At 53.6% G+C, this 20,966-nt stretch carries 14 protein-coding genes; 6 read left to right on the top strand and 8 right to left on the bottom strand.

Translation table 11 applies throughout. From position 1 onward, the window contains the following. Positions 1 to 2 precede the first annotated feature (2 nt). The 4 genes from ACR0JR_RS05815 to ACR0JR_RS05800 are packed head-to-tail and all read right to left on the bottom strand — an operon-like array spanning position 3 to position 3,919. Positions 3 to 659 (bottom strand): ABC-type transport auxiliary lipoprotein family protein, encoded by a 657-nt coding sequence (locus ACR0JR_RS05815; RefSeq protein ID WP_480455386.1) that lies wholly within the window; start codon positions 657 to 659, stop codon positions 3 to 5. Then, a complete protein-coding gene (locus tag ACR0JR_RS05810; protein ID WP_480455385.1) occupies positions 656 to 1,972 on the bottom strand; it encodes an MlaD family protein in 1,317 nt (438 codons plus the stop codon). The genes ACR0JR_RS05815 and ACR0JR_RS05810 overlap by 4 nt, the downstream gene beginning before the upstream one ends. Positions 1,973 to 1,977: 5 nt before the next feature. Further along, a complete protein-coding gene (locus tag ACR0JR_RS05805) occupies positions 1,978 to 2,793 on the bottom strand; it encodes an ABC transporter ATP-binding protein (RefSeq protein WP_170475076.1) in 816 nt (271 codons plus the stop codon). A gap of 1 nt (position 2,794) precedes the next feature. Then, positions 2,795 to 3,919, bottom strand: a complete 1,125-nt coding sequence (locus ACR0JR_RS05800) for an ABC transporter permease (protein ID WP_480455384.1) — start codon at positions 3,917 to 3,919, stop codon at positions 2,795 to 2,797. Between the two features lie 399 nt (positions 3,920 to 4,318). On the opposite strand from ACR0JR_RS05800, the gene aspT reads away from it, so the two are divergent. The 4 genes from aspT (at position 4,319) to ACR0JR_RS05780 (ending at position 10,298) form a co-directional block, all read left to right on the top strand. Continuing rightward, positions 4,319 to 6,004 carry an aspartate-alanine antiporter gene (aspT, locus tag ACR0JR_RS05795; RefSeq protein ID WP_480455383.1) on the top strand — a complete coding sequence of 562 codons (1,686 nt, stop codon included), beginning with the start codon at positions 4,319 to 4,321 and terminating at the stop codon, positions 6,002 to 6,004. A gap of 18 nt (positions 6,005 to 6,022) precedes the next feature. Then, the gene (locus ACR0JR_RS05790) at positions 6,023 to 7,639 is read left to right on the top strand and encodes a bifunctional aspartate transaminase/aspartate 4-decarboxylase (RefSeq protein ID WP_480455382.1); all 1,617 of its coding nucleotides are present in this window, start codon (positions 6,023 to 6,025) and stop codon (positions 7,637 to 7,639) included. A gap of 91 nt (positions 7,640 to 7,730) precedes the next feature. After that, positions 7,731 to 9,596 (top strand): PAS-domain containing protein, encoded by a 1,866-nt coding sequence (locus ACR0JR_RS05785; RefSeq protein ID WP_480455381.1) that lies wholly within the window; start codon positions 7,731 to 7,733, stop codon positions 9,594 to 9,596. Further along, a complete protein-coding gene (locus tag ACR0JR_RS05780; protein ID WP_480455380.1) occupies positions 9,597 to 10,298 on the top strand; it encodes a response regulator transcription factor in 702 nt (233 codons plus the stop codon). Between the two features lie 68 nt (positions 10,299 to 10,366). On the opposite strand, the gene ACR0JR_RS05775 is transcribed toward ACR0JR_RS05780, so the two are convergent. From ACR0JR_RS05775 to ACR0JR_RS05760, 4 genes are all read right to left on the bottom strand, one after another. After that, entirely contained in the window at positions 10,367 to 11,677 is a 1,311-nt protein-coding gene (locus ACR0JR_RS05775) for an HlyD family type I secretion periplasmic adaptor subunit (protein WP_480455379.1), read from the bottom strand. Beyond that, positions 11,661 to 13,793, bottom strand: coding sequence for a type I secretion system permease/ATPase (locus ACR0JR_RS05770; protein WP_480455378.1), 2,133 nt, complete (start codon positions 13,791 to 13,793; stop codon positions 11,661 to 11,663). The genes ACR0JR_RS05775 and ACR0JR_RS05770 overlap by 17 nt, the downstream gene beginning before the upstream one ends. 156 nt (positions 13,794 to 13,949) lie before the next feature. Continuing rightward, entirely contained in the window at positions 13,950 to 14,768 is an 819-nt protein-coding gene (locus tag ACR0JR_RS05765) for a SapC family protein (protein WP_480455377.1), read from the bottom strand. Between the two features lie 65 nt (positions 14,769 to 14,833). Beyond that, positions 14,834 to 18,685 (bottom strand): Ig-like domain-containing protein, encoded by a 3,852-nt coding sequence (locus tag ACR0JR_RS05760; protein ID WP_480455376.1) that lies wholly within the window; start codon positions 18,683 to 18,685, stop codon positions 14,834 to 14,836. Between the two features lie 221 nt (positions 18,686 to 18,906). On the opposite strand from ACR0JR_RS05760, the gene ACR0JR_RS05755 reads away from it, so the two are divergent. Further along, a complete protein-coding gene (locus tag ACR0JR_RS05755) occupies positions 18,907 to 19,911 on the top strand; it encodes a hypothetical protein (protein WP_480455375.1) in 1,005 nt (334 codons plus the stop codon). An 84-nt stretch (positions 19,912 to 19,995) separates the two neighbouring features. After that, positions 19,996 to 20,952, top strand: coding sequence for a dockerin type I domain-containing protein (locus ACR0JR_RS05750; RefSeq protein ID WP_480455374.1), 957 nt, complete (start codon positions 19,996 to 19,998; stop codon positions 20,950 to 20,952). The last annotated feature ends 14 nt before the right edge of the window (positions 20,953 to 20,966 follow it).

Below are 20,966 nucleotides of genomic sequence, written 5' to 3'. Positions count from 1 at the left end.
CCCTAGCTTGGGCTTGAACGTGGGTTGTTCAGCACGTGAGTGTTAATTTTGCGGATACTCCATTCGACCGCATCCCGCATGGTCCGGCCCAAGGCCACATCAAACGCTTCGACTAGATCAGGGGTCTGATCAGTTGTGGCCATTACGTTTTCTGTGAACGAGCTGGAGGCGATAATCTTGTCCTCGTACTCATCGATGATCTTAATGTTGATGCGCACTTCCACGCGCACCGTTTTTGAGTCTCCCGTTTCGCTGACGACTATGCCCTGAAACTCGCGCAAATCGGGTGCAATCACATAATCAGCCCGCAGGCCAACCGTCGATCGCCCCACGGCCGCAACCTTGCCGGAGTTTTCATAGCTTTCGACCATCAGCGCCTGAACGATCAATGGCGCGCGATCCACCCAACGGGCACGAGGTAGGTATTGAACTTGCAGCAAGGTTGGCTGAACGGCGATCTGATCGGTGTTTACCGCTGCCGTCGCTGTGGGTTCCTCAACAACGATCTGTTTCTGTATGCGTGGCAGCGAAGACGAGAACGTGCTCTTTGGGGTTAGCAAATAGAGATCGTTGGGCTTTGAGGCTTGCCGCAGCGTTCCCAGGCCAGTGCAACCCGTCATTGCGGCCAGTATCAGAGACAGTGTTAAGGGCCGTATCATTGACGAAACTCCGATGCTTGGGTGCCTAACAAAAAGCGGGCGGGGTCGCGTTCGACCTTGTCGACCAGTCGGTCGAGACTAATCACAAGACGCTGCGATTCCTCGATGAAGCGGATAAACTGAGGCAAGCCAACACGCAAGAAATCCGAGACCTGACGGCGGTTATCCTGAACGACGCCATCGATCGTACCCAACAGATCTGACGCCGATTTAGAAGCGCTCAGGACGTCGTCTGATATTTCGTCGATTTTTTCGGTTATGTTCGAAACGGTTTCCGCGACTTGATTGGCGGCCTTACTTACATCGGCTGCGACCGGAGAGATATCCTCGTCCATCACGCGATTGGCCGAGTCGAATGCTCGCTCGGCCGAGTCTAGCGCCCCTTTGGCCGAGTTCATCGTGGATGTAACCGATTCAAGGGTCGTGTTTGCGTTCAGAACAGTTTCACTTATCACGCCAAGTGTCAGGCTGCCCTCATCTGACAGTTGGGTCAGCCTTTCGGCAAGGATTGAACCCCGCTCGATAAAGGGTCGAATCTCCTCCTGAATTACGTTTTCAGCGCTGGCAATGGCGGTGTTTGCAGTCTCAAGAGTTGTTTTGGCAATTTCTGACGTCTCTTTGATGCTCTTGAGCGTATCGGTTCCTGTGCTCAACGTTGTTTCGGCCGTGTTCGCCAACGTATCCAATCTCTTGGTGAATTCGCCAACATCTTTGGCGGCACCGCCCAGATCGGACGAAAGCGACTGGAAATCCGTCAGTGTTTTATCCAGTTTGCCCGACGCTTCCGCCAGATTGTTCAGGATATCCGACACCGCCTTGCGATTGCTCTCATCTACAACGGAATTGAGGTTCTCCAGCAGGGTGACCGCCTTTTCCAGAACCTCGGGTGCGCCTTCGAGTAAGGACTGGATCGAGCTGCGCTTGCTTGTGATGACGCTGTTCTGGGGCAATTTCTGTGCGGTTGGTGATCCACCGGACAACTCAACATATGCCACGCCGGTGACGCCCAGAGACTGCAATTGCGCGATGGTTTCCTTGGTGACGGGGATGCCTGCATCAATCTCAAGTCGAACCCTTACTTTCGAGGGGTCATCTTTGTCCAGATCCAGGGAAATTACCTGTCCCACCGGCAAGCCGTTATAGTTCACGCCACCGGCGGCAGACAGGCCCGAAACATTGTCGAACAAAACATCATAGTAAGCGTATTGACGGGTTACTTCGAATTTGGCGAGCCATAGGAAGAACCCGAAGGCACCAAGAATGCCTGCCAAGGTGAACGCACCAATCAGGATATAATTCGCTCGGGTCTCCATCGCCTCTACCTGTCCTGCCCCTTCTGTTGTGCCGCACGGGCGCGGGGGCCTGTGAAATATTCCTGAACCCAAGGATGGTCGACCTTGGTCATCTCTTCTATCGGACCTTCAACCAGCACACGCTTTTCCGCAAGTACAGCGATGCGGTCACAAATGGCGTATAAACTGTCCAGATCATGCGTCACCATAAACACAGTCAGACCTAGCGCGTGCTGAAGTTCACCAATCAATTCATCATAAGCGGCAGCCCCGATCGGGTCCAACCCAGCGGTTGGTTCGTCCAGAAACACGATTTCGGGATCCAACGACAGGGCGCGGGCCAACGCGGCGCGTTTTCGCATACCCCCGGACAGTTCCGAGGGGAACTTGCTGCAACTTAGCTGAGGTAGTCCGACCAGACTGATCTTAAGCCCCCCAAGCGCGGCCATCAGTTTTTCACTTATGCCGGTATGTTCACGCAGAGGCGCCATCACGTTTTGCAGCACGGTCAGCGAGGAAAACAGCGCTCCGTCCTGAAAGGCGACACCCCAGCTTTTTTCGATGCGCTGACGCTCTTCTTCGGGGCCGTTCAGGACATCAACACCCAGAACTTCGATGCTGCCCGACTTAGGCTTGTTCAACCCAACGATCGTGCGCAATAGCACCGACTTACCGGTGCCCGAGCCACCGACAACACCCAGAACTTCACCACGCCAGACATCCAGATCAAGATTGTCATGGACCACTTGATCTCCAAACTGATTGGTCAGATGGCGCACACGAATAACGGCTTCACGTTTCGTATCGGATTGGGTTTTGTTTTGCAGCGCGGCCCCATCCATCTCATATCCCCATTTCTGAGAAAAAGATCGAGAACAGCGCGTCTATCGCAATTACCATGAAGATCGATTGCACGACCGAGGCTGTCGTCCGCTGACCAACACTTTCCGATGAGCCTTTGACCTGCATGGCTTGCCAGCAGGCAATAACTCCGATCACCAACGCGAAGAAAGGAGCTTTGATCATTCCAACGGCAAGTTGTGCCACCCCAGTATTTTCCTTCAACCGGGTCAGGAACATGCCGGGGCTCACTCCAAGGTCGATCCAACTCATCAAAGCGCCACCGATTAAACCTGCCATGTCGGCCACAAATCCCAGGATTGGCAGCATGATAAGCAAGGCTACGACACGCGGGATGACGAGAACTTCGATCGGGTCAAGGCCGAGTGTCCGCATCGCATCAATTTCTTCCTGCACCTTCATGGAGCCGATTGAGGCGGTAAAGGCCGATCCAGAACGGCCTGCGACTATAATAGCGGTTAGCAGGATACCCAGCTCTCGCAGGATAGAGATTGAGATCAGCTCCACTACAAAGATCTCGGCCCCAAACTGTTTTAACTGAGTCGCGCCCTGGAACGCTAAGACAACCCCAATCAAAAAGCCCATCAAGGAAACGATCGGCAGAGCTTTGAAGCCGACCTGCTCCATCTGCGAGAACAATGCAGCACGCCGCAACCGCCAGGGCATGATCAAAGTTCGAACCAAGCGATGCAGGGTAAGGCCCAGGAAGCCGACGATCGACAACGTGTCTTGCCAGGCACCAAAAGTCTTTTGACCGACCCGAGCAACCCAGTTCACAAAACCCTGCGGCGGCAGCTCCTCTCCGGCCGCATCGGGTATGTTGTGCGATACCGTCTCGATCAACGAAGAATGCGCTGGGGACACCCCTTCAAGCCGAACCTGGGTCCCATTGGAACTCATCCGTCGTACGAGGTTGGCAACAAGCCATGCCCCTCCGGTATCCAAAGACTCGACTTGTGACATGTCTATCGTAGCATCTTGCCCGTTGGGCGTAAGCGCCGCAAAATCCCCTTCAACACGATCCAACAATTGCGTGCGCAAGTCCCCCGATATCCGTATGTAAACGCCGGTTGCGCTCGTCTCAGAATTTATCGTCGGCCGTGTCATAGCCGTATGTGATGGCAAACACTTGGGGCCTGCAATGGATTTGTTCAAATAAGCTAAGATTTTACCCTCACGCATGGCGAGTGTGCGACAGTGAAATTCGGGGCGAAGATTGCTAAAGAAACAGTGCAACTGGTCGAAACCTGTCATTTGAATACCAAGAATCTGCCGGGCAAACCTCGAAAGGTATTGATAGGCGTGCGGGAGCAAAACAGGTTAATATTCAGATAATTATGGACAAGTATCCTTCTTGAGGTATCGTGTGCTGGAAATTTCAAATTGTGGTTGAGTTTGTCGAATGGGCAGCTTGGTCGGCAAATAGATTAGCTTGTAGGGCGCATTTCTGCCTCGCCACCGCCGCTTGCACCACATGCCTTTTGCGCACGAACTGAGAGGTGGATGATGGTCAATTGGTTGGTGAATATTCTACAGAATTATCCTGAGCTGGCGGTATTTTTGTCGATCGGTATCGGTTTCTTAGTCGGCCCGTGGAAGGTGATGGGATTCAGCCTGGGCACAGTCACCGCAACGTTGCTGGCGGCTGTGGTGATTGGTCAAGCCCAGATTGACATCGACTCGGCCGTTAAATCGACATTCTTCATTATGTTTATATTTGCCGTGGGCTACGGTGTCGGACCGCAGTTCATTCGCGGTTTGAAGGCAGACGGCGCGCGTGAGGTGCTCTTTGCGCTCAGCGTGCTCGCGCTTTGCCTTGTTATTCCCATCATCGCAGCCAAGGTGGCGGGGCTAGAGCTTGGCTATGCAGCGGGGCTTTATGCCGGATCGCAGACGATTTCGGCGGCTATTGGAGTTGCCACTGACCAGATCGGTCAGCTGGGCCTGTCTGCGGAACAGGCCAAGACCTATGCTAACCAGATTCCGATCGCCTATGCGGTGACCTACATCTACGGCACTATCGGGTCGGCCATCATTCTGGCCAAGATCGGCCCGCGCCTGATCGGCGTCGATCTGGTCGCGGCCTGCAAGGAGTATGAGGCCAAGCTGGGTGGCACGACATCGGTGGAAACCGGTGATGGCATCGTCTCAGCTTATCGCGCGATCGAGGCGCGGGCCTTCGAGATCCCAGAAGGTAGCGATCTGCTGGGGCAACCGGTCAAAAACCTGATGCCCGGTATCCGCATCTATGCCGAACGCCTTAGACGCGACGGGAAGATCATTGAGGTAGACGATAACACCGCATTGCAAGCCGGAGATATCGTGATGTTCTCAGGCCGCCGCGCTGATCTGGTGGGGTTGCTTGAGACCAACCTCACAGAAGCTGATGCGCCTGATCTACTGAGTATTCCATCGGAAAAGCTGGATGTGCTGATCACCAGCAAAGAGGTGCATAACAAGACGCTTGAAGAACTAAGCAAATTGTCGATTGCGCGGGGCATTTATGTCTCGAAACTGATGCGCAACATGCAGGATTTGCCGCTGCTGCCAGGCACCGTTGTGCATCGAGGTGACATCGTCACAATTCAGGGCAGCAAGCGGCACGTTGAGGCCGCAGTTGCCCAGATCGGCTATGCAGACCGCCCGGTAGACACCACGGATCTGGCCTTCGTGGGCTGGGGGATTTTCATCGGTGGGATCATCGGAACTCTGTCTGTCATGATGGGTGGTTTCCCAATCAGCCTTTCCACAACCGGAGGTGCACTTCTGGCCGGGCTGGTGCTGGGCTGGCTGCGTACTGTTCATCCGACATTTGGCCGAATACCTGGCCCGGCGCTCTGGTTGATGAACACGCTGGGTCTGAACGTCTTTATCGCGGTGATCGGGATCACCGCAGGGCCGGGATTTGTCGCGGGGCTGCAACAGGCTGGTATTGCGCTGTTGCTGTGGGGGATCGTCGCAACTTCGCTGCCGATGATTTTTGCGGTCTATGTCGGACATTACGTGTTCAAGTTTCACCCTGCGATCTTGTTCGGCGCCTGCGCCGGCGCTCGGACCACCACAGCTGCATTGGGTATGATCCAAGAAGCCGCGCAAAGTCGCATCCCGGCGCTGGGTTACGGAATGCCGTATGCGATCGGGAACACATTGCTGACCATCTTCGGTATGGTCGTCGTTTTGATCTTAAGTTGATTTGGAGAGGTTCACGGTATGGATAGAGTAACGCTGCACGACTACGAAGCACTCAGCCCGTTTCAGATCAAAGATGAGCTGATCAAACTGGCATCGGCTGAGGCGCACAAGGCCAACAGCGCCTTTCTGAATGCAGGACGAGGCAATCCCAACTGGGTCGCCACCCGCCCACGCGAAGCGTTCTTTGCCCTTGGTCAATTTGCAATAACTGAATCCAAACGCGTGATGGACCATCCTGCTGGTTTAGGCGGAATGCCTGCGCAGAAAGGCTGCCATGAACGGCTACAGAGTTGGGCGTCTGATCATTCTGAAACACCGGGCGTCGACACGCTGCTTGAGGTCGTGGCGCATGCCATTTCTGCATTTGATTTCGACGCCGATGAGTTTGTGCATGAGCTGACGGATTCGATCATCGGTGACAACTATCCGGTCCCCGACCGCATCCTGAAACACAATGCTGCGATCGCCCATGAATACCTGATGTGGTCCATGTGTCGAGGTCACCGGCCTGACGCTCAGTTCAATCTGTTCGCAGTCGAAGGCGGCACGGCGGCGATGTGTTACATCTTCAAGTCGCTGAAAGCCAATCGGCTGCTGAACCCGGGCGACACGATTGCACTATGTACGCCGATATTCACCCCCTATCTGGAAATGCCCGAGCTGGAGGACTACAGCCTTGAATCTGTCCAAGTCGAGACCGACGAGGAAGACGGGTTCCAACTGACCAACGACGCTGTGGAAAAGTTGAAAGATCCCAAAGTAAAGGCGTTCTTTCTGGTCAATCCCGGTAATCCGTCTTCAGTTGCGCTCAGCACCGCTTCGTTGCGCAAGTTGTCGGATTTAGTGGAAAATCACCGTCCTGACTTGATCGTGCTGACAGATGATGTCTACGGCACCTTTGTGCATGATTTTACCTCGGTCATGGGCCATCTGCCGCGCAATACGATCGGAGTATATTCCTATTCGAAGTATTTTGGCTGCACCGGCTGGCGGCTTGGAGTGATTGCCGTAGCGCAAGACAATATCTTCGATCTGAAACTGGCGGATCATCCGGACGAGATCAAACAGGCCTTGGACAAGCGCTATGGCACACTCAGCCTGACGCCACGGGATATCCGCTTTATTGACCGGTTAGTGGCCGATAGTCGCGATGTCGCTCTAAACCACACGGCGGGTCTGTCACTGCCGCAGCAGGTTATGATGACTCTGTTTTCGCTGTGCGAATTGGTCGATAGCAAGAAAATCTATCAGACCGCCTGCATGGAACTGGTTCATCGCCGTTTTAAACTCCTGACCGAAGCGATGGGGATCGAGGTGCAGGCAGGTGCGCACTACGACGCATATTACGGCATCATCGATTTTGAATACTGGCTGCGAAAATATGTCGGCGAAGATGTCGTGGCATGGATTAAACAGAATGTTCACCCGTTGGATATCGCGTTCAAGCTGGCCGAAGACTATGGCATCGTTTTGCTAAACGGCAGCGGATTTGATGCACCCGGATGGTCGGCCCGCGTTTCCTTCGCCAACCTGCCGGATGAAGCCTATTCGCAGATCGGAACAGCTGTTCGATCGGTTGCGCGGGGCTACGTGCAGGCCTACCGCGCCGCGAACAATTTGCCGCTGCATGGCTAGATCAAATTCCCTACACCTGTGCCTGAACTGGTGTTACCCATAGGCGCAGGGGAGGATGAATTTGGAGATATCTGAACAACGCATTAAGGCGATGACAACAGCTGGCCTGAACCTCATCGGGCAAGCGCTGTCGATCTATGACAGTCAGTTGCGCCTTGTAGTCAGCAATTTGAGATTTCAGGAAATGTTCGGATTGCCGGATGAGCTTGTCGAACCAGGTGCATTGTTCCACGACACCATTCACTTTCTCGCCAGCCGTGGCGAGTACGGCCCGGACGGTGATGTCGCCGAAATGGTTGAGACCCGTGTTGCTCAGGCGTTGGCGTTCGAGCCACACTACATGGAGCGTACTCGACCTAATGGCCAGGTGATCTCGGTCGAAGGTGCGCCCTTGCCGAATGGTGGTTGGGTGGCTGTTTACACAGACATTACGCGCACCAAGCAGGTCGAAGAATTGCTGCGAACCCGCTCAGAAGAACTGTCCGACCAACTTTTAGGACACGCCGAAGAGCTTTCGGCAACAAACCGGAAACTGGCTGCAACGATTACGGCGCTTGAAGAGGCTAAGCGCCAGTTGACCGAGATCGAGGCGCGCACGCGGATGACAACCGAGATGATGCCGGCTCATATCGCGCATCTGGATACTGATGGACGATACGATTACTCAAACCGCCGCCTCAGTTCGGTTATGCCTGGCCGCCCGTCTGACATTCTGGGCCTTCACATATCAAAGGCCTTGGGGCAATCGGCCTATGATCGGATAAAACCGAATCTGGAACAGGCGTATGGCGGCCAAACTTCGGTTTTTGAGTTTACAGAGGATCAGGATTCGCGCCGCATTCGCGTGTCCTTCACGCCAGACAAAGCTGGCGGCGTTTACGTCATGTCCGTGGATATTACCGAAGAGACACAAGCTCGGGTCGCTCTTCAGCAAACACGACGCAGAGCGATGGCGGCGCAAATGACCAGTGGGCTCGCCCATGACTTTTCGAATTTGTTGACTATCATATTGGGAATGCAGGCACGACTTGAGAAGATGGATTTGCCTGTCGAGGCAGATCAGCTTGTATCAGCCACGCAGCAGACCGCACGGCGAGGCGGGCAATTGTTGAACCGCATCGCAGACATGACTGGCAATCGCACACCCCAACCACAGGCTACGGATATGCGCGGGCTACTCGAGGACTTGCGCATTCTGGCCACACCTTCCTTACCGCGCGGAATGGGACTGTCGGTCGTAAATACTCTGCCCAACAAGCCGTTGATGCTTGATCCAGGTATGGTGCAGGATGCTCTGCTAAATCTCGTGCTGAATGCCCGAGACGCCTGTGGTACCTCCGGTCAAATTACCATCAGCGTGCATGCGATCGGAACAATTTGGATCGAAATTACGGTCTCAGACACGGGGTCAGGCTTTACTCCGGAAGCGCTGGAGCAAGCATTAAATCCGTTCTTTACCACCAAAGGCAGCGGTGGATCGGGGCTGGGGCTTCCGATGGTTTATGACACCGTAAAGCTCGCCGGGGGCGATATGAATTTGCGGAACACGCCTTCTGGTGCATCGGTTGTAATTCGCCTGCCTTTCCGACCAGCGCCGCCCTCTCAGGCGGGTCTTGTACTTTTGGTTGAGGACAACGATGAATTACGCAGCCAATTTCGGGAAATTCTGATTGGATTGGGCTGTTCCGTCATCGAAGCGAGCTCGGTTGAAGAAGCACTTACTTTGACGTCCGATGTTGAAGATATCACGCTGGTGCTATCAGACATCCGGCTTGAGGGTGAAGGCACCGGTATCGATATCGTCGACCATCTGAGTGGTGTTTTGCCTTGCATCCTGATGACATCCCTACCGATTTCCGATCCGTTGCATCATCAAGCGCTTAAACGCGCGCCTGTCCTGAGCAAACCTTTCACACCAGAGCAGCTTTCCGCTCTGATCCGTACCGAGGCCGCGTAGATGACACAACCATTGGTGACCATTCTTGATGATGAACCTGAAATACGGCACATTTTGACAGGCGCTCTCGAAGATGCGGGTTTTCGAACCCAAAGCTTTGCGCGCGCGCGTGAATTCGAAGCGTCGTTGAAGCGGGTCACGCCAGATGTCTGCCTTGTGGATTTGTCGCTACCTGATACTGATGGACTGGCACTGGTACATCGCCTTGCGCTCGAGCAGGGTGCCGCTGTCATTATCATCTCGGGCCGGGCACAGGTGCAGGATCGAGTGACAGGGCTCGAACTTGGGGCGGACGACTACATAACCAAACCTTTCGACCCCGCAGAGGTCATCGCGCGTGTTCGCGCCCGCTTGCGGTCTACTGGTCCTGCTGTGCAAAACTCAGATGCCGCCGAATTCAACGGATGGACCGCGCATTTTGACCGATATGTTCTGATTGATGAAAATGGTGCGGAAACACCATTCAGCCACGCCGAAGGTGAGGTTCTGCGCCTCTTCCTCGAAAGTCCCAAACGCCTTATCAATCGGGCCCGTATGCAAGAGATTTTAGGTGGTGGCGCTGGCGACAGCTTTGATAGGGCGATGGATGTACGTATCTCACGGTTGCGGACAAAATTGGGAGAGGACCCCAAAAATCCGCGCCTGATCAAAACTATCTACGGGGCAGGGTACATCTTTCTAGGCGACGTTGCCTGGCGATGAGCATCCCTTTCAAACAATTGTCAATTTATCGCCACGACGAATGAGCCAGCATTTCTTGAGACGAGAGCTCATTCGCGAAGGGCCCGGTCCTTGATCTTCAATACCGGTTGGATCAGGTAATCCAGCACCGTTTTTCGGCCCGCAAGGATATCAACTTCCGCGATCATTCCGGGTATGATCTCGACCGCCATACCAGATCCGTCCAGCATGGTGTCCGAGGTCTGAATTTCAACTGCAAAGACCTCTTCTTCACTCCTTTCAGTACGCGTTACTGCGTCAGCTCCAATGCGAATGATCTCACCGTCTAAGCTGCCGTATCGAGAATAGTCGTAGGCCGTAATCTTTATCTTAACCTGTTGTCCTGCATGCAAAAATGCGATGTCATCGGGGCGAATGTAAGCTTCCACCAACAGTCCGTCGTCCAATGGGACGATTTCGATCAATTCTTCACCGCTGCGCGCCAAACCTCCGATTGTCTTACTGTGGATGCGATTTACAATGCCTCGAACCGGAGCACGAATCTGCGCGCGCGACACCCGGTCACGTAGCGAGGGCAGGGCAGGTTGCAACGCCGACAGCTCAGCCGTAGCCAATGCCAAATCCGTAAGTGCAGCGCTGCGAAATCTGCTGCGCGTTGCGCTTACTTTTTCATCTATTTCGTTAAGACCGGCCTTAAGGCGGCTTATCACCGCCTCAGCCCTTGTCTTTCGGCCAGTCCATTCTGCCTCACTCCGACGCAATGCAAGCAACGTAGTGACAGGTTCCATGCGTTGCTCAACTAGAGGCTCCATCATTGCGCGCTCTTCAGCCAGAACATTCAATGTTTCCATTGTTGTAATCTGATCCACCAAACCCTCCTCGTACTCGCGCTGTCTTTGCTCGTGTTGTCTCGTCAGAATTGCAATCTCGGAGGCAAGTTCAGCTTGCCTCCCCCGATACAGCGCTGTTTCTGATCGTACGACGCTTTGAGCTTCGCTCAACAAGGGTTCGCCAAACTGCAGATCACTCCCGTCTATTTCCGCCTGCAGTCGCTGGGCACGCGCCATTAAAGCATATGCGCGTTGTTGTTCCTGAATTAACTCACGTTCAATCTGGTTACTGTCGAGTTCCATCAACAACGCTCCGGCTTCGACCAGCTGCCCTTCATATGCATGCAGAGATTGCAGAACCCCCGGCTCGGTGGCTTCAACAACCTGAATGTCTCCGGAGGGTACTATGCGGCCGTCGGCGCGTACAACATCGTCCAACTCTGTAAAATTTGCCCACGCAACCGCGGTGATGATGCATCCCACAATCAGGAACAGTAACACGGATCCGCGGAGCGGTGCCTGCCCCTGCATTTCGCGCGCGAGCTGTTTGAATTCAGGATGCCGCAACATTCAGATGCCTCCCGGGATTGCGAACATGTTGCGCAAGAACGCCTTTGGGTCCATCCATGCCGACCTTGCCATCCTCAATCACGATCACGCGGTCCACCAGTTCCAACAAACTTGTACGATGTGTCACGATCACCATCGTGGTGTGTTGCGTTGCAGATTTTAACCTTTTGATTGTCTCCGCCTCGGATTTGATATCCATGGCACTTGTCGGTTCATCCAACACCAACACCGGGGGGCGGCCTATGAGCGCCCGAGCCAGAGCAACTGATTGTCTCTGACCGCCTGACAGGCCTTCACCACGCTCGGCGATTTGTTGGTTGTAACCGAGCGGGTGCTTGGCGGTGAAATCCTCAACCCCCGCTACCTGACCAGCGCGGATTACATCGCTATCGTGCGGACGCATCATACCGCTGGCAATATTGTCCCTGATTGAACCAGAGAACAGCCAAATATCTTGCAGGATCGAGCCAACGTTGTGACGCAATTCTCCGGGATCGATTTGACGGATGTCCAGCCCATCGAGCATTACAGATCCCACGCGCGGCTGATATAATCCCAGCAGCAATCGCGCGATCGTACTCTTGCCTGATCCAATTTGGCCAAGGATCGCTACCTTTTCACCCGGTTCGATGGTGAAGGAAACACCCTTTAGCGTATCGTCAGTTTGCTCGGGGTAAGTAAAATAGACATTGTTAAACGCGATGCGCCCGGAAATCTCGGGTCGGCTCACCCATGACCGGCCCTGCAGCCGTTCGTTATCTGCCTGCATAAGCTTATCGATATTGCGAAAAGCACTACGCGCATGATTGATGCGCGTAAGTGTCTGAGCCAACTGGCCCAATGGCGCCAAAGCCCGTCCAGTCAGCATAACTGATGCCACAAGCGCACCCATGCTGGTTTGGCCATCTGCAATAAGAAATACGCCGTAGAACACAATCAACACTTGCGCGGCTTGTTGAGTAAGCCCTGTCAGGTTCAGTGCGAACTGGGTAATGGCGCGACTACGCGCCCCATGCTCCGACTGGCGCACGATTGCATTCTCCCAGCGCGTTTGCATTTTCCGACCTGCAGCTGTGGTCTTGATCGTCTCAAGACCAGTTGCTGTCTCGACCAGTACAGATTGCTTTGACTGTCCATCGGCAAAGCTATTTTCCGCCAGCCGTGACAACATTGGTTGGACAGCTAATCCGCTCAGCAAAACAACCGGTACGGCAAGTGCTGGAACCAGCGCCAATGGCCCCCCGACGAGGTAGATGGTAAGGATAAAGACGGCGATGAACGGCAAGTCCACAACCGCAACCAAAGTGGCCGAAGTAAAGAACTCACGCAGGGTTTCGAATTCTCTTATCGTGCTGGCCATTTCACCGACTGAACCTGGCCGTGCGGTCATGCGGATATTCAGCATCTGGTCGAAGATGCGCCGCCCCATGAACATGTCGGCTTGTTGTCCGGCGCGGTCAATGAAACCGGCGCGCAAGAGCTTAAGCGCAAAGTCGAATATCAATGCCAAGCACACGCCGAAAGTCAGAGCTAGGAGAGACTCCGTTGCTTCGTTCGGCAACACCCGGTCGTAGACAATCATAATGAAAACTGAAGTCGTCAGCCCCAGAATATTCGCCATCGCAGCCGCCAACGCGACCTGAAAGTAGGACCAGCGATTCACCGCAAGCGCGGACCAGAACCAGTGCCCTTCGTGCCTCGCGGCAGAGGTTCCAACCTCGTCGTCGTGCGATCGTCGAAAAAGTAATGCATAGCCTGTATATGCTTCCTGAAAATCTTCCTCAGAAATCTCTCCGACGCCATCGCCTAACGCTGGATCAAAGAGTAAGAGATCACCCGATTGCGAGCGGCCATGATATACGACGGCACGATCATCACTCAACAACAGGATCGCTGGCGCCAGTGTTGCGTCAAATGCGTTGATTTTTTGTGCTCCAAAACCAACCTGCATCCCGGCATTTTGCGCCAGAGTTATCGCGTCGCGAACGGTTAGATCATCCACCTCACCCGACCGTGCGGCCGACAGTGTCGATATTGTCAAAGTGCGTTCGAGCGTGGCTGCTACATTTAACAAGCAAGATTCTAGCGGTGTTAAAGAACCATGGGTAACTTTCATGTGAGCCTATCCCAATAGTTTAATTTGACGATCACCGGATCATTCGAATTTACGGATCGGCCCACAGTCGTTACCCGCTTTTCACAATTTAGGTTTGGCGCTATTTTCTGAGTAGAAAAAAGCACGGTCGCCAGAAACGGTAGATTTGATAGATAGTTAGCCCATCTCATTGATCGGCTCTGCGTTTGTGTGATCATGGGCTACATCATTGGCCATCGCGGTTAAGAACCCGTTTAGTGTGTCGCTCGAAGACGAATGATAGTATTCTGAGCCTCTCTGCGCTTGTGCCAGCCATGCACATTGCGACAACGAAATTTGATGAGCGTGGATAAATTCAAACGCATCATTTTTTATCAGCGTCAGATTGAAAACATCCGGAACGCGATTTAGTTTTTTCCTATCGATGCCCCAACATGCTGGGGGCAGAGCGATCCCTTCATAATCCTGAAGGGGAATGAAAAGCTCCATTTCTGCAAGCAATGTGCAAAGGCGGTGGGTTGTGATTGCTGCGGCTTCACGATGTCGCAAAAAATGCAGCACGTCCTGGAGGTCCTGAGTCAGTTTATTTTGGTCGGTAAAAAATGGATTATCTTGTGGATCGCGCGTCAACAATCCAGAGCTTTCATCAACGTACAGGCACAACTTTTGCACCGCAGGAACGTTGGGATTTTTAGAAGGCCCTGCGTAAAACGGGTAGGAACGAAGCGCTGACGGTATATACGTCGCACGCCAATGCCCTTTTGGATCGACAAAGGGTGACGCTATGCCAGCAGCGACTGAAAACAGCGCCGTCGGTATGAAATCATCCCCCTGCCGCTGGAACACAATGGGGAACGCAGACGCAATCCGAGATATTTCTGAAACGACGATCGGACATCCGGCCATGCCTTGGGCAAATCCGAAAGACGTGAAACGACGCCAGAAAAAGTTGCGATGACGCCCAACATTTACGGGGACAAGACCATTCTCTATCATACAAACCTCTTGTAAGGATAAGGCGAGATCACCTCAGGTAATCTCGCCAAATGCCTATCGGCGATTTACGCAGAAGCGCCGGTCGGGTCGGTCAACAGGACGTTGTCTGATGTCAACGCACTTAGGTCCGCAAGCCCTTCAAACTGCGCCAGTGTTTCGACCGACGCTGAACTTGGGCTTGAATAATCGACTTTGACAAGAAGGCTGTCAGAGCCATCTGTTGCAAGAAGATATATCTCGTCTCCGGCCTGAGCACCTGTCAGGTTCTCTGCAGCACTGGCAATCGTGTTGACATCCAGATCAGCAAGTGAAGTTTCCAAACCAACGAAGCCGGTGTTTGAGCCGATTGTGCCTCCTGCCATAAGCAACTCAACTCCAGTACCGTCACCGCGCAGCGTACTTGCATCGAGATTATGAAATAGCAGCGCGTCTGATGCGCTCGCTGCCGGGCCGAGTGTAAAGTTGCGAACACTATCCAGGCCATTCGCCGCCGGATCTGCATCAAACACAACAACGTCACGACCTGCGCCTGAGAGGTCAATCATATCGCTTCCATCGCCGCCATGGATTACATCGTCGACGTTTGACCCGATTAGATGATCAGCCCCAGCGGTGCCCAGATGAAGTTGCGACGGCCCGCCATCCGGTGTGGTCAACGTCAGCACTATCGGCTTGGTTGCATCCTGCATGGTCATCGTGAATGTAACAACTGGTTGCGACAAATCTCCATAGCTTGTCGCAGCTCCGGCGAAACTGATCGTGGAACCTCCGCTTGGGTTCGCAAGGAACAGGTTGAAATCCGCGTTCTCGATCTCGGACCCATTGTCATATGTCGCAATCGAAGAATCAAAGCCAAGATCAGCTGTAAATGCCAGTCCGCTGGAGATATCGCGATCCGGGTCTGCGTAAATCTCGAATGTCACCGTCGATCCGCTTCGACCAACCTCAGAAATCGTATAAGCGGCTGGCACATGAGCGAAGGTTTCAACCGAAATTGGAGAGGGGTCCGGACCACCAGACACAGTTGCCTGTGCAGAAAAATCGAGAGAGTCTCCAGCATCGATCGAGGCGAAGGTTGTAGCGGACACCGCAAGGCTCCAACTTCCATCAGCAGCAACGGTTGCGCTGCCGATGGAGACTGAATTGAGCGTGACATCGATCGCCTGACCTAGCGTTAACCCCGTAGAACCACCAGAGATCGTTAATCCAGTGTTTTGCGCATCGGTTAGTGAAACTGCTCCGCTTGTTCCCGGCGTATTGAAGCTCAGAATAGGACGGAAGTTTGTATCTAACGTTGCTATTGCGTCAATTGCCGGATTCCCCGCTGCGTCCTGGACCGATGCTGTGATCTGAAAGCTGCTGCTATCTGCGAGCCCAAGCAAATCGGCAGAAGGGATAACCGCAGCCCAGGTACCACCAGAAACCACAGAAGTATAATCCGCACCGTTCAGATTGACGGTAACCAACTGTCCATCTTCAGCGGAGGTGAAACCTGAAACGTTCAGGTCGGATCCTTGTTCAATTACGTCCAGTATAGGACCCACAGTCAGAGGGTTCATCGTAATCGTAGGTGCATCAAGGTCCGTGCTGAAACTTGCCGAGGTGCTACTGTCATTCCCAGCGGCATCGGAAACCAAAGCATTTACGGTGTATGATGCCCCATCTTGTAAACTGCTCAGGTCAGATGCGGCCGCAGTGTAAGTCCAGCCACCTCCGCTGACAGGGGTGAAACCACTTAGCAAAACAGTGGCATCTGAAGCTACAATTTGGACAGTAACTTGTGTTCCATCACCGACGTTGGACGTTCCGGAAATTTCCAAATCAGTAACCTGCTCGGCGATGTTTATCACCGGACCATCGGATAGGGACGAAATCACCAATGCTGGAGGTGTGAAGTCAGTGTCGAAGCTTCTGGAAGCCTGCAATGACGGGTTACCAGCCGAATCGGAGACATTTGCAGTCACGGATATCGTCGCGCCATCTGACAGCAGCGCCAAATCTGCGGTAGGTACGGTGGCAATCCAAGACCCTCCTGTAACAATACCCGTATAGGATTGTCCGTTGAGGGATACGGTCACCGTTTGGCCATCCTCAGCCGAAGTGATTCCTGAGACGGTCAGGTCCGTATCACGCTCTGTCGCATTCATGACTGCGCCATGCGAAAAGCTGTCAATGTTCAATGTGGGCGCTGAAACATCTTTGGACAGGCCGACAACGTCCTGCGGAGCCGGTAGGCCGTCAGCGTCAGTAACGTCGGCCGTCAGGTTGAAGCTTCCGCCATCAGCGAGTGCTATGAGATCTGCACTTGGAATATTCACGCTCCAACTGCCGCCCGATACCAAATCTGTATAAGTTTGGCCGTTCAGAGTGACCGAAACTTGCTGACCGTCAGATACGTTTCCTGTTGTCCCATTTACGGTCAGATCAGAACCCACCTCAGCTGCGTTCAGGACGGCACCGACGGATAGGGGAGCAATTGCTATCGAAGGACCAGTGAGATCGACCGGTACAGAGACAACAATGGGTGTTGCAGGGTTACCCGCAGCATCGCTGATCGCAACAGAAATGGCAGCGGGCACCCCGGTGGCCAGTCCAGAAAGATCCCCATTCGGGATCGTCACCGACCAACTGCCGCCCGAAGCGGTTCCGCCATAATCTTGGCCGTCGAAAGATACGGTAACGGCCTGACCGTTCTCGGCGGTGGTTGTCCCCGTCAGAACCAGATCGCCGCCAACATCTGCAAGATCGATAGATCCGCCGGCAACAGGGTTCAGAGTCAGAGTAGGAGCAGAGAAGTCTGTATCAAATGCATCATTTACCTGAACGGCGGGATTGCCTGCGCGGTCAGTTACATCTGCCGTTACTGCTATGTTGGCTCCGTCTGGTAAAGCCGCAAGATCAACGGCTGGTACCGAGACATCCCAGCTGCTCCCAGAAACTGTCCCTTGATAGGTCTGACCACCGACCGTTACCGTGACAATTTGGCCATTTTCCGCATCTGTTGTGCCCGAGATTTCAAGAGCGTCGTTCTGTTCTGCGCCATTCAAAACTACGCCAGCTGAAAACGCGGTAATTTCCAATGTAGGAGGGACTGTATCGACGTCAAACTTGGCGGTATCCACCGAAATTTCAGTGCCCACACCATCCAGATGTCGAATTGTAACCGTTGAAATCCCCTGAGGGAGCGCGGCTGCTTCGGCTTGAGTCAGCGAAACGCTCCAGTTTCCATCGATATCGGGGGTGACAGCTCTGGTGACGGGACCAATGGTTACTTCTACCGAAGTTGTGCCCTCGGGGGTCGCTGATTTGCTGCTGATATTATTAAGTTCATTTGTCTGCAATTCCTGCAGGTTAAGGCTGGGTGGGCGAGGAGGTTCTGTTGCGACCGTAGGTGGCTCGGGGTCTTCATCACTCCCGCCCCCTCCACCACCGCCTCCGCCAGCAGCGGCGGCTGCACCGGCAATACCCAGTCCACCTAATGCAAGCCCCGCGCCACTCACCCCGCCCGCGGCGGCGGTCGCTCCGGCGGCTTCCGCTGCGAGACTGAATTGAGCAATTTCTTCGGCAACCCCGTCGGCAAGCATAATCGCGCCGTTTTCTAGAATTTGAACGTTCTCGGCGGTGACAACAATCGTTCTACCATCCGCCAAGCTTAATTGGACATCACCATTTGCAAGCAATTTTACAACCAGAACACCGGGGATCGAATTTGCAAACTGATAGGAGTCGAGCTGTTCGTCGGTCGCCTGTGCCAACACCGGCAATACCAATAATGTTGACCCAAGACCACCTGCAAACCCACGCTTGGCCAATAGCTTGAGCTTTTTGTCTATCCAGTTGCGAACATGATGCTTGCGCTGCGCATTGGGCTGAGAGTCCGTGATCGAAATTTTGGTCGAGCCGGTGTTGTTGGTCATGTTGCCCTCACATTTGATGGACGCGGTTTTTGCATGTCCCGCATTTCCCGGTTCAAACCCATTCATTCGTGGCGCGATCTGGCACCTTTGGGGGAGCATTCCGGAAAACTTGAATTAATCTGGAACCGAAGTCCCTATTTTCACCACATTTCCGCTCTGGTTCTGGTCTGCGCATCGTTCCATCCTGTTTCCACTGCCAGGGGTGGTAGGGGGTAGGGGCGATGAAGCTTCAGTTCAAAAGTGTGGTGGCAACGGGGACCGCAGCGCTCGATTCAGGTATCGGCGATACGGCTTTAAAAACGTTTAACGGAGAAACGTATCTCTATAGTATCACTGGACCCGGAGGCGGGATCGTTTCGTGGCTACTTGGTTCGGAAGTATCGCCTCAGGAAATAGACCTGCAGTATTTCGACGCATCGATGTCGTATCAAGTCGGTCGGAGTGGCATTCCAATCCAACTCGCCTCTGGCGATCAGCTAATTTTGGACGTCGATACCGCGACGGGTCTGATCGGATATGGCCTGAACCCTGATGGAAGCATTGGCAGCATCCGCGAAACAAACACTCTGTCTGGCGGCGGAGATATTTCTGCAGCGACAAAGTTGACGGTTGGTACAAACGAAATTCTTACGCTTGCACAAACTGATACCGGGCAGCTTGCAACCTATCACATCAATCTACACGGGACTTTGAGCCTGATAAATTCGGTTGCAGGCTCAGCAGATGAGCTACGGGCGTTACAAGTCGGATCGAAACATTTCGTCATGTCCATTGATACTGCAAGCAGCTCTATCCAGCCGTATTTGGTCGACCAGAATTCAGGTGTACTATCCGCGGTAGATGGAAATACTTCGATTCAGACGCTCGGGATAAGCGCGCCAACTGCTATCGAAGTTGTTCAGGCTTATGGCAAATCATGGGTCGTCGTAGCGGGTTCGCAAAGCAGCTCAATAAGCGTCATGGAATTGGGCGACAATGGACAGCTCAGACCAACCAATCACGTCCTGGATACACTGCATACCCGATTCGAATCTGTACAGGGTCTATCGGTCATTGAAGTAGAGGGGCGGGTTTTTGTCCTGGCAGGGGGCGGCGATGACGGCGTTACACTGTTCACGATGACCCCGGATGGGCAACTCATTCATATGGATAGTTTTGCAGACACGCTGGAAACCAGATTACAGAATGTTGAAACGCTCAGCGTGGCGCATGTAGGGGATGAATAACAGGTTTTTGCAACGTCTCAAATAGATCCGGGCATAACCCATCTCAGCGTATCAGTTGCGGATTTGGGAGTTGTCTCGCAAGGCTTGGGGTCGGTAACCGGGACCGCGCAAGACGATTTGTTAAGCGGAGGGATTCTTGATTCAACCCTGAACGGTGGAGCGGGCGACGACATCCTGATCACCGGTACAAGTTCAACGATCATGACAGGTGGGGCAGGCGCAGATGTCTTCGTGATCCGTCAAAGCAGTGGTCCAACTGTAATTTCGGATTTTCAGGCCGGGACAGATCGGCTGGACTTGTCGCACTACCCGTTCCTTAGGACTCCTGCGCAGCTGGATTTTACCTCAACAGCGACAGGCGCACGCATAACCTATCTTGATGAAACAATCGACCTGATTTCGGATACCAACACCCCTTTGACCAGCGCTCAGGTGTTCGGGTCCGGGTTTAGTGGGCCGGACCACATCCCGGTTGATTTGGGTTCCGGTCCGGATAACAACGCCTCTGAAGGTTTAGCTGGCGCATTTACGCTTGATGCTTTCGTCCGAAATCCAGCGCTTGGGAATGCCGAAATCCGGTTTACGCCTGATGGAGGCTCTACTCTCACAGTGCAAGCCAATGAATATGGTGAATTCGATTTGGAAGTACCGGATGGGACGTTTCCCGGACAACTAGAAATCATCAAGTCTTATTCGACAGCGAGCGGCGAAATTACCGCGCTGGATGCTCTGCAGGTTCTGCGTATGTCGGTCGGTCTGGATCCAACCTGGGGGTCTGCCGCTGCAGAGAATTTCATCGCAGCCGACATAACCCGAGATGGGTCGGTTAATGCCCTCGACGCGCTGGCGATTCTACAAGTCGCGGTTGGACAACCCACCGCACATGGGGCCGAATGGGTATTTCTGGACGCGAACGAAAATTTGTCTGATATCTCCAGAAACAAAGTAAATTACAATACAAGCGTCGATGTCACCATAATAGATGGCGCTTTGACGCTTGATATGACTGCAATACTCCTGGGAAATGTCGAAGCCGTTTGAGCATGGGCTTCAGG

The sequence above is a fragment of the Ruegeria sp. AA3 genome (genome assembly GCF_056542905.1).
Note: the sequence above shows the minus strand (reverse complement) of the source record. Positions and strands in the feature narration are given on the sequence as shown.

What these genes read in the sequence shown, in the direction of transcription:
- ACR0JR_RS05815 (WP_480455386.1), bottom strand. Translation starts at nt 659, where the DNA reads ATGATACGGCCCTTAACACTGTCTCTGATACTGGCCGCAATGACGGGT.
- ACR0JR_RS05810 (WP_480455385.1), bottom strand. Translation starts at nt 1,972, where the DNA reads ATGGAGACCCGAGCGAATTATATCCTGATTGGTGCGTTCACCTTGGCA.
- ACR0JR_RS05805 (WP_170475076.1), bottom strand. Translation starts at nt 2,793, where the DNA reads ATGGATGGGGCCGCGCTGCAAAACAAAACCCAATCCGATACGAAACGT.
- ACR0JR_RS05800 (WP_480455384.1), bottom strand. Translation starts at nt 3,919, where the DNA reads ATGACACGGCCGACGATAAATTCTGAGACGAGCGCAACCGGCGTTTAC.
- aspT (WP_480455383.1), top strand. Translation starts at nt 4,319, where the DNA reads ATGGTCAATTGGTTGGTGAATATTCTACAGAATTATCCTGAGCTGGCG.
- ACR0JR_RS05790 (WP_480455382.1), top strand. Translation starts at nt 6,023, where the DNA reads ATGGATAGAGTAACGCTGCACGACTACGAAGCACTCAGCCCGTTTCAG.
- ACR0JR_RS05785 (WP_480455381.1), top strand. Translation starts at nt 7,731, where the DNA reads ATGACAACAGCTGGCCTGAACCTCATCGGGCAAGCGCTGTCGATCTAT.
- ACR0JR_RS05780 (WP_480455380.1), top strand. Translation starts at nt 9,597, where the DNA reads ATGACACAACCATTGGTGACCATTCTTGATGATGAACCTGAAATACGG.
- ACR0JR_RS05775 (WP_480455379.1), bottom strand. Translation starts at nt 11,677, where the DNA reads ATGTTGCGGCATCCTGAATTCAAACAGCTCGCGCGCGAAATGCAGGGG.
- ACR0JR_RS05770 (WP_480455378.1), bottom strand. Translation starts at nt 13,793, where the DNA reads ATGAAAGTTACCCATGGTTCTTTAACACCGCTAGAATCTTGCTTGTTA.
- ACR0JR_RS05765 (WP_480455377.1), bottom strand. Translation starts at nt 14,768, where the DNA reads ATGATAGAGAATGGTCTTGTCCCCGTAAATGTTGGGCGTCATCGCAAC.
- ACR0JR_RS05760 (WP_480455376.1), bottom strand. Translation starts at nt 18,685, where the DNA reads ATGACCAACAACACCGGCTCGACCAAAATTTCGATCACGGACTCTCAG.
- ACR0JR_RS05755 (WP_480455375.1), top strand. Translation starts at nt 18,907, where the DNA reads ATGAAGCTTCAGTTCAAAAGTGTGGTGGCAACGGGGACCGCAGCGCTC.